7 protein-coding genes and 1 rRNA gene are annotated in these 8,726 nt (G+C 42.0%); all 8 read left to right on the top strand.

What is annotated here, in order from left to right; all coding sequences use genetic code 11:
- Positions 1 to 194 precede the first annotated feature (194 nt).
- The 8 genes from rrf (at position 195) to BLS15_RS19850 (ending at position 8,684) form a co-directional block, all read left to right on the top strand.
- Positions 195 to 311: ribosomal RNA gene (gene rrf, locus BLS15_RS19885) — 5S ribosomal RNA — on the top strand.
- Between the two features lie 627 nt (positions 312 to 938).
- A complete protein-coding gene (locus BLS15_RS19880; protein ID WP_021255010.1) occupies positions 939 to 1,220 on the top strand; it encodes a hypothetical protein in 282 nt (93 codons plus the stop codon).
- Between the two features lie 40 nt (positions 1,221 to 1,260).
- Positions 1,261 to 2,262: a hypothetical protein gene (locus tag BLS15_RS19875; RefSeq protein ID WP_021255009.1), complete on the top strand. Its 1,002-nt coding sequence runs from the start codon at positions 1,261 to 1,263 to the stop codon at positions 2,260 to 2,262.
- Positions 2,263 to 2,359: 97 nt separating this feature from the next.
- Positions 2,360 to 3,343, top strand: a complete 984-nt coding sequence (locus BLS15_RS19870) for a hypothetical protein (RefSeq protein WP_090513489.1) — start codon at positions 2,360 to 2,362, stop codon at positions 3,341 to 3,343.
- 321 nt (positions 3,344 to 3,664) lie between these two features.
- A complete protein-coding gene (locus BLS15_RS19865; RefSeq protein ID WP_021255006.1) occupies positions 3,665 to 4,699 on the top strand; it encodes a hypothetical protein in 1,035 nt (344 codons plus the stop codon).
- 187 nt (positions 4,700 to 4,886) lie between these two features.
- A complete protein-coding gene (locus BLS15_RS19860; protein WP_090513486.1) occupies positions 4,887 to 5,882 on the top strand; it encodes a hypothetical protein in 996 nt (331 codons plus the stop codon).
- Between the two features lie 50 nt (positions 5,883 to 5,932).
- Positions 5,933 to 7,258 (top strand): ABC transporter substrate-binding protein, encoded by a 1,326-nt coding sequence (locus tag BLS15_RS19855; protein ID WP_090513482.1) that lies wholly within the window; start codon positions 5,933 to 5,935, stop codon positions 7,256 to 7,258.
- 13 nt (positions 7,259 to 7,271) lie between these two features.
- Positions 7,272 to 8,684: an ABC transporter substrate-binding protein gene (locus BLS15_RS19850; protein WP_254777378.1), complete on the top strand. Its 1,413-nt coding sequence runs from the start codon at positions 7,272 to 7,274 to the stop codon at positions 8,682 to 8,684.
- Positions 8,685 to 8,726: the final 42 nt, after the last annotated feature.

Genomic DNA, 8,726 nt, shown 5'->3' with positions numbered 1-8,726 from the left:
AGTAATGTGTGGAGCTGACCAATACTAATCGGTCGAGGGCTTATCCTAAAAGATTAAACCCCAAAAAGTGAAGTGAAGCTTTGCAGCAACACCGAATACTTTCCGGGGGCCCCGGATGAACATCTAGCACTAACTTTCGCATTCAGTTTTCAAGGTTCAAACCTTGAATTTCATATTGGCTTTAGCCAATGCTGTTTGGTGGCGATGGCGGAGGGGTTCCACGCGTATCCATCCCGAACACGACCGTTAAGCCCTCCAGCGCCGATGGTACTTGGACCGCAGGGTCCCGGGAGAGTAGGACGTCGCCAAGCAAATGAAATAACCCACTAACTATTTTAGTTGGTGGGTTATTTGTTGTCCACAGATTATCCACAACGATGAATAGGTATGTTATTGAAGAAATATGCACAGAGGGATAACTTTATAAAGTGAACAATCTCGCATATATAAGCCGTCCCATCCACAATTTCTGTTGAAAACGTGTTCATAACGTTGGATAACTACACGATAATAATTCGATATTTCGCAAAATTACGAAGTTATACACATTCTAGCAATGATTCACTTATCCACACGTTGATAAGTTTCAAAGATAATTGAATCGTAAAATATTTATTCAGTGAGGGCCAGATTAGTGCCACTTACACTTTAGGTAATTTAACAACCATCCACACCTTATACACTCCAAGTTCATAATTCTTTCCCATACATCTTCATGTTCACCCATTAAAAGTTTTGAAATCCTAATATTGATGCTTTTATTTGCTTATGGGAATGAAGTTAATTGTAAGCGTATTCCCTATGTATGCACCGAGATGTCGAGGTTAAATGCGCAGAGCATCATTTCTGTTTTGTCTCTTCCTATCCGCTATGCAATGACTAATGCGGTGAAGGAAATCGTACAGCATAAAAATTCAGTTGAGGAAGTACTCAATTCTATGCAGAAGGGATTGGAAGAGAAATTAGATGCTGAGCGAGAAAAGGAAAATAAGAAAATATTCATAGTTATGGATGAAATAAAAAAGTTATCGAATGCCTGGTGCAATTTGATAACTCTTTTTTTGTATGGAAGCAGAGAAGGAAGATGTAACAAACAGTATCAGTTTTCATTTGCAAACTGGCATTACGGAGTTGGTCGTTCACATTTCATTTCTGATTTTATTCTTAAAACTTATTCATTGAATGTTAAGTTGAGTATTACATGTTCAATGTTAGCATAAAAAGAGGGTTCAAAATGAAACATAGGAGGAAATAGAACAAATGAACATTAAAACAGCAATTCTAGCATCTATGATCGTATCCAGTATGTTGGTTGCCGTGGCAGGCCCGATTCCTGCAGGGGCCGCGGCTGCGCAAGAGCATAAGCAAACGGATAATAAGAAGGTTCATATCGATCAGAAGCTGGCCGCCAAGCTGCAAAAAGCGGTAAAGCAATTTGCAGGGAAAGAGATAAAGTTACAGGAGGCTGCCGAGACTACATTTGCTACAAATGCAAAGGTTACATCGACAGATGGAAAGTACGCAGTCCACTTCGATTATCAAAAAGGAGAAGTATGGGAGATCAATGGAACGATTCCAATTGATACAATCAGCAAACAGGATCAGGAAAAGGCCCTGAAAATGCTGAAAGGAGCATACGCAAAGAAAACATACGTCTTTGATAGAGAAGCGGTCATGAAGAGGCGCTATGACGATAAAAAAGGAAAACTGCAAGATCATTATTTATCGTATGAATTGACAGGGAAAGATTTTGAAGCACTTCTGTCCAAGGATAAGCGGGGAGAGACGCCAGTAGAGTATGTCAGTCTTTCGATAAAGTTAGCCAAGGAAGAGCTCGATTCAAAGTCGCTGGAAACGGCAGCAAAGGCGATAAATGCGGCTTTCGATCATGATTTGAATGTAACAGAGGGGTCTCTTAGTTCTAACGGAGACAACTATCATATGTTGTCACTTAAGGATAATGATGTATCACTTGAGATGGAAGCAAAAAAGGGAAAGGTCTTGAATGTATTTCATCATACAAGAAAAAAGGTAATGACCGACCAAGAGATTACGACAAAAGATGCAAAGGCAGTGGTCGCTCCGCTTGCCAAGGAATTATTCAATATCGACATTTCGGGATTAGAAGTAAAGTGGGACAACCTATTTAAAGATTATTGCTTCGTTAAAGGCAAAGAAATGGTATTGAGGGCAGCATTGGATGCCGATAAGAACGTGGTGTACCTCATATCGGGTGGCACAGCATTATTGGGGGGGCATTAGACGTTATCGGACTAAATATACAGGCTCAAATGAAATACATAAATTCTAATTTTCGTTAGATGCTTAATAAACAGAAGGAATACCTAGGAGGTTAACTATGAATATAAAAAAAGCAATTCTAGCGTCTATGATCGTATCGAGTATGTTAGTTGCCGTGGCAGGCCCGATTCCTGCAGGGGCCGCGGCTGCGCAAGAGCAGAAGCAAGCGGATAATAAGAAGGTTCAAATCGACCAGAAGCTGTCCGCCAAGCTGCAAAAAGCTATCAAAATATATGCAGGGAAAGAGATCAAGCTGAAGAATTTCGGTGAGAAGATAGAATTCTCTCCAAGTGCCAAGGTTGATTCCGTAGACGGAAAATATGCTATCCGCTTTATCATTGATAACGGTAAAATATGGGAGATTGATGAAAAGGTCACAATCGATAAAATCAGTAAAGAGGATCAGGAGAAAATCTTGACAGTGTTAAAAAAAGCATATGCAAATAAAACATATGCCTTTAACAAAGAAGTGATCATGCAGCGAGGCTATGATGGCGAAAAAGAAAAACTAGGTGCGAATTTGTCGTATACGTTGACAGGGAAAGATTTTGATGTTTCCTTTGCAAAGGAAAATTCCGCTAAAGAGCTAAAAGGTACTGTTGGTGGTTTTAAGATACAGTTTACCAAGGAAGAGCTCGATCCGAAGCTCCTGGAAACGGCAGTAAAAGCGACAAAAACGGCATTCAATCATGATTTGATGGTTACAAACGCTCAGCTAACTAACGGCATTGGATGGATGCTTGAGGATAAAGATGTATTGGTCGAGATGGAGAGGGGAGAACTCACTAAGGTATCTCATAAAACGCGTAAAGCGGTAACGACTAATAAAGAAATTACGGAAAAAGAGGCTAAAGACGTGGTTGCACCGCTTGCCAAGGAATTATTCAATATGGATATTGCGCAATTGGAAGTGAAGTGGGTCAGCGAATATGAAAATTACTACTTCTTCAAAGACAAAAAACCGGTTCTGAGGGCAGCACTGGACGCTAATAAGAACGTAGTGTCCATAATAGCTGGTGTCGGAGCATTATACGGATTCTGAATAGGGCGAGTTTGGACATTAAAGAGTTATTGAATTGCATGGCGCAATTTGATAACTCTTTTACATTTGGATATTCGCATAGGAGACAATATATAAGTGCTTCGAAAGCATCTCCTGCCCAGAAAGGATATATTTATAAGACTGCTGATGAGGCAAGACAAAAGTTAAAACCGGAATATCGGAACAGCCCGCTGCAAAGCACACTTCTATGGAAAGAATAGTAGAGATGATGTCACAAATGAGCGAATTGATATTGTTATATATTGTAGGTGAATATACCAGTGGTACACCATGAGAATATGAAACATTGGAGGGTTTAGTATGAATTTGAAAAAAGCAGTTGTAGCATCCATGATCGTATCCAGTTTGTTGGTTACGCTGGCGGGCCCGACTTTTGTAGGAGCCGAAGCAGCAGGAGGAAAGAAACAAGAGCAAGCATCAAGCAGCAGTGTTCAAATTGATAAAAAGGTTGCTGCCAAGCTGCAAAAGGCTGTACAAAAATTTGCCGGCAAAGATGTCAAGCTGCAAAATGTTGGCGAACTAGTTCGTTCGACTGACACGATGGCGAGGGTTCAATCCGTAGACGGGGTCTATCAACTATTTTTTGATCATAAAACAGGACAAGTATGGACGTTGACCGGAAAAACAACGATCGACAAAATCAGCAAAAAGGATCAGGACGATGTTCTGAAATTGTTGAAAAAAATGTATTCGGGGAAAACATATGCTTTTGATAAAGAAGTGCTCCTGGAACGTTACTATGAAGATAAAAAGGAACAGTTCAGCCAAAATTCTACTTACTATTTGAAGGGGAAAGATTTTAATGCATCACTCGTTAAAAATGATCCGGATCTAAAAGATTATATTAATCAAGCCCGGATCGAATTTGCTAAGGAAGAGCTTGAAGCGAAGCTGTTGACAACGGCGGAGGAATCGGTGAAAACGGCGTTAGATCATCAATTTAACATAACAGAGGCTTATCTTGTTAGTAATACTAAAAAAAACGCATGGGAATTAAAGGACGGCAGCTCTACTCTTTACGTAGATGAACAGAGCGGGAAGGCAACTAACTTATTCCATAATACGCGCAAAAAGGTGACGACGAGCCAGACGATTACGGCAAAAGAGGCAAAAGAGGTGGCCGCTCCGCTCGCCAAGGAATTATTCAGTATCGATATTACGGGATACGAAGTAAAGTGGGATAGCTTATATCAAGACTACTGCTTCGTTAAAGATCAAGAAACCAGAGTAAGAGTGGCATTAGATGCCAATAAAAAGGTAGTGTACCTTAAATCCGGGGCAAATGCACTTTTTGGAGGGGAAGACCCTGTTGCAAGCAGACTAGATGAAGAATAATGCAAAAAGGTAAGTGAAAATCATCCATTTGAAGCATCCGAAAGGGTGCTTTTTTTAATATGCTCCGTTACTTCTGTCCAAACATTAATGTTCTCTTAATTTTTATTCATATAAAGTTTCGTGGTTAAGTTCTATTCCATTCATTAGCATTATAGCTATCAAGTGTTCCATTAAAGGAGGAAATAAAATGAACATGAAAAAAGCAATTCTAGCGTCTATGATCGTATCGAGTATGTTAGTTGCCGTGGCGGCGCCAATTCCTGTTGGAGCCGAGGCTGCGCAAGAGCAGCAGAAGCAAACGGATAATAAGAAGGTTCAGATCGACCAGAAGCTGGCCGCCAAGTTGCAAAAAGCAGTAAAGCAATTTGCGGGGAAAGAGATAAAGTTGCAGGAGGCTGCCGAATCTATAAATGATTCAGAGGCGAAGGTTACATCGGTAGATGGAAAGTATGTTGTCTACTTTAATTTTAAAAAAGGTGAAATATGGTCGTTGGACGGAACGATTCCACTCGATAAAATCAGTACAGCGGCTCAGGAGAAGATCCTGAAAGCGCTGAAAGGAGCATACGAGAAGAAAACATACGTTCTTGATAAAGAAGTAGTTCTGCATCGCCTTTATGATGGAAAAAAAGAAAAACTAAAGGATGATTATTTTTCGTATCAGTTGACAGGGAAGGACTTTGAAGCAAAGTGGGAAGTATGGGGTGAGGCCGAATTTGTGAGTAAAGTTGCAATAAAGCTTGCCAAGGAGGAGCTTGATCCGAAATCATTGGAAATGGCAGCAACAACGATAAAAACGGCATTTGATCATGATTTTGAAATAACAGATGCCCAACTTCATTCTAATGGGGATAAGGTTCAAATGTTATTACTTAAGGATAACGATGTATCGCTTGAGCTAGACAAAAAAGAAGGAAAGGTCTTGAATGTATCTCATAAAAAAAGAAAAAAGGTAACGACCAACCAAGAGATTACGGAAAAAGATGCAAAGGAAGTGGTCGCTCCGCTTGCCAAGGAATTATTCAATATCGATATTTCGGGATTGGAAGCGAAGTGGGATAACAAATTTAAAGATTATTACTTCATTAAAGACAAAAAAGCGGTATTGAAAGCAGCGTTAGATGCTGATAAGAAACCCGTGTATATCGTATCAAATGGCCCAGGGTTAATGGTGGGGAATTAGATGTTAGGGTCAATTGCAAACTGTGCTTGAATAAAAAGGGAGCTAGAACTATGCATAATAGATGGAAAATTGTGATCTTGCTGCTAACTATCGTTTCCTTAATGAGCGGCTGCTTTGGCAAGAAGGAAGTGTTGGAGCCCTTGCAAGCAAGCAAAATCAAGGTGATCTATCAGGATGAGGAAGCCTTTTACCACGACTACGGGAAGTATTTTCATATGAAATATCCGCAGATTGAGGTCGAGGTTATCCCCGAGACTCAGGTGCTTCAAAATCTAGGGAAAACGATTCGTGCAGAGGATTGGGATACGGAAATAAAAAAGCTGTTGGAGAACTCCGGTGCAGACGTAATAAAGCTGGGTGATGCGAAAACGTTTCAATCATTTGCTGAAGCTGGCAGGTTATACGAATTGGAAGAAATGATCCGGCAGGACGACTATGATATGAAGGGCTTTTTGCCAGGGCTGATCGACAAAATTAAAAGCTTAGGCAACGGCAAGCTATATGGGCTTGCTCCTTATGTGGATAGGGAAGTTTTGTACTATAACGCAGCGTTGTTCAAGGAGCATCAAATCGAACCGCCGAAGAACAATATGACCTGGAAGGAAATGTTTGATTTGTCAGCGAGATTTGCCAATATCGGAAGCGGAGACAATAAGGTGTACGGGTTCTATGAATGGCATGGGGATATAGGATCCACTTTGTACAAAATTGCCGATTCCTCCGGATTGAAGCTGCTCGACCCGAAGGGAGAGAAGGTGCTTCTGAACTCAGATGGCTGGAAAAAAGCCATCAAGCAGGTAACGGATGCTGTACGCAGCAAATCTTTATTTTTGCATCCTGAAGGCCAAATTTACACACAAGAACTTAGAGATCAAGTTGCTATGGGGATAGGCAGCGCTCACAAAACTAGGGAGCTTGTATTGACCAAGCAAGATTGGAATGTAGTTACGGCTCCGGTAGATCCTGCAATGGATTCTTCATCCATTACCTTTTCTCCCATCTACGCAATTGCGGCCGACTCAGTCAACAAGCGGGCGGCTTGGGAATTCGTCAAATTTGTGAATGGCCCGGAGATGGCGCAGGCCCGTTCGAGGACATTGGAAGGTAAGCTTCCTTCACGTAACGGTTATATGAAGGATATAAAGGGCAGGAGTACGGATGCATTTTATATACCGAAGATCAGGCAGGAGAGCAGCCTTTATGAAAGTCTTCCATTCGAGTTCCTCAGATTATTTTATAAACCGCTTCGTGAGGAGCTGTTGGCCGTAGTTGCGAACGAGAAGTCAGTTGATGAAGCAGCTGCCGCGTTGGAGGTAAAAGCGCAGGAACTGCTCTTAAAAGTGCGAGAATCTGCAAACAAGGATAAAGGGAAATAGGGAGTGTAGAAACGTGTTAAAGAGTGGGAAGACCGTAATTATGCTGCTGACGATCATGTCTCTCTTAAGCGGCTGCTTCGGAGAACGGTCAGAGCTAGCGCCATTAAAAGACGGTAAAGGGAAGATCAGGGTTGTCTATCAAGATGAAGATCGGTTTTATAGTGACTATGGGAACTTCTTTAAGATGATGAACCCCGACATCGATATTGAGGTTATCAGTGAAGCAGAATTGTTTGACGAAGCCGAAAAAAACGAGGCATTCAATTTGACTGAGGAAAAGAAAAAGCTGCTCGATAAAGTTAAGCCGGATGTGCTGTTTTTGAATGAAAGCATGTTTGAGGCCTTCGCTCAAGAAGGAAGGTTGTATGATATAGAGCCGGCCATCAGCCAGGATCAATACAATTTGGACGGATTCATGCCTGGTCTTATCGACAGGCTGCGTGCAAAAGGGAATGGGAAGCTGTACGGGCTCACTCCTTCCTTCGAAACGAATGTCATCTATTATAATCGCAACTTGTTCAAGAAGCATCAAATCGAGCCGCCAAACGGGAAAATGACGTGGAAGGAGCTTATTGATCTGGCAGCGAGATTTTCGAGCGTCGAATCAGGAAAGAAGCAAGTTTTTGGATTGTATCAAACGAGAGGGCCGGCAAGTTTGATGTATGATATCGCCGCTGCATCGGCACTTAAGCTCGTTGATGCGAAGTCAGGCAAGCTGTTGATCGATTCGGATGGTTGGAAGGAAGCAATGAAGATGACGGCGGATGCCGTCCGCAATCATGCAGCCTATGCTCCTCCACCAATGGAGGAAGGAGAAGTACTTGATGGATACGATGATACTGACTTTGAGAAACATAGAGACTACTTGAAACAGTACAGCCGATCAAACGAGTTATTCTACATGGGTCAAGCGGCCATGACGATCCAAGCGCCATGGTTTGCGTCCTTTTTACGGGATATTCCCTACTACTCAAAGACACCGGAGATCGACTGGGGCATCGCGGCCGCGCCTGTTAATCCTGCTAAGCCCGATGAATCGGCTTACGTGAAATTGTCAGAGATCTATGCCATATCTGCGGATTCTCCGAACAAGCGGGCAGCTTGGGAGTTCGTCAAATTCGTGAACGGGCCGGAAATGGCGCAAGTTGCTGGGAAGGCAATGAACGATACGCTGCCTACGCGATCAGACTATTTCAAGGATTTTAGGGGGCGGGACACGGAGGCTTTTTACCTCCTGAAGCCAATGGAAGCTAGCAGTGTGTCAGATAAAAAAAGTATTCCACCAGGGTTCCAAGCTGAATTCGATTCGTTATTGTCGGATGCGCTGAAATCCTTAATTAACCAAGAGAAATCGCTGGACAATGCGGTTGCCGAGCTTCAAATCAAGGGGCAAGAAATAATAGACCGATTGCGGGAAACCAAGTAGGAGCAATAAGCGAATTAAGTTGAATCTAATTGTTCAATGTTG

This window comes from Paenibacillus sp. cl6col (assembly GCF_900102125.1).
Classification (GTDB): Bacteria; Bacillota; Bacilli; order Paenibacillales; family Paenibacillaceae; genus Paenibacillus_B; species Paenibacillus_B suaedae.
The sequence above is the reverse complement of the archived record's forward strand: the minus strand, read 5'-3'. Positions and strand labels throughout refer to the sequence as shown.

Bases quoted from the DNA above. Each gene is read 5' to 3' on its own strand.
- BLS15_RS19880 (WP_021255010.1), top strand. From the start codon at position 939: ATGCAGAAGGGATTGGAAGAGAAATTAGATGCTGAGCGAGAAAAGGAA.
- BLS15_RS19875 (WP_021255009.1), top strand. From the start codon at position 1,261: ATGAACATTAAAACAGCAATTCTAGCATCTATGATCGTATCCAGTATG.
- BLS15_RS19870 (WP_090513489.1), top strand. From the start codon at position 2,360: ATGAATATAAAAAAAGCAATTCTAGCGTCTATGATCGTATCGAGTATG.
- BLS15_RS19865 (WP_021255006.1), top strand. From the start codon at position 3,665: ATGAATTTGAAAAAAGCAGTTGTAGCATCCATGATCGTATCCAGTTTG.
- BLS15_RS19860 (WP_090513486.1), top strand. From the start codon at position 4,887: ATGAACATGAAAAAAGCAATTCTAGCGTCTATGATCGTATCGAGTATG.
- BLS15_RS19855 (WP_090513482.1), top strand. From the start codon at position 5,933: ATGCATAATAGATGGAAAATTGTGATCTTGCTGCTAACTATCGTTTCC.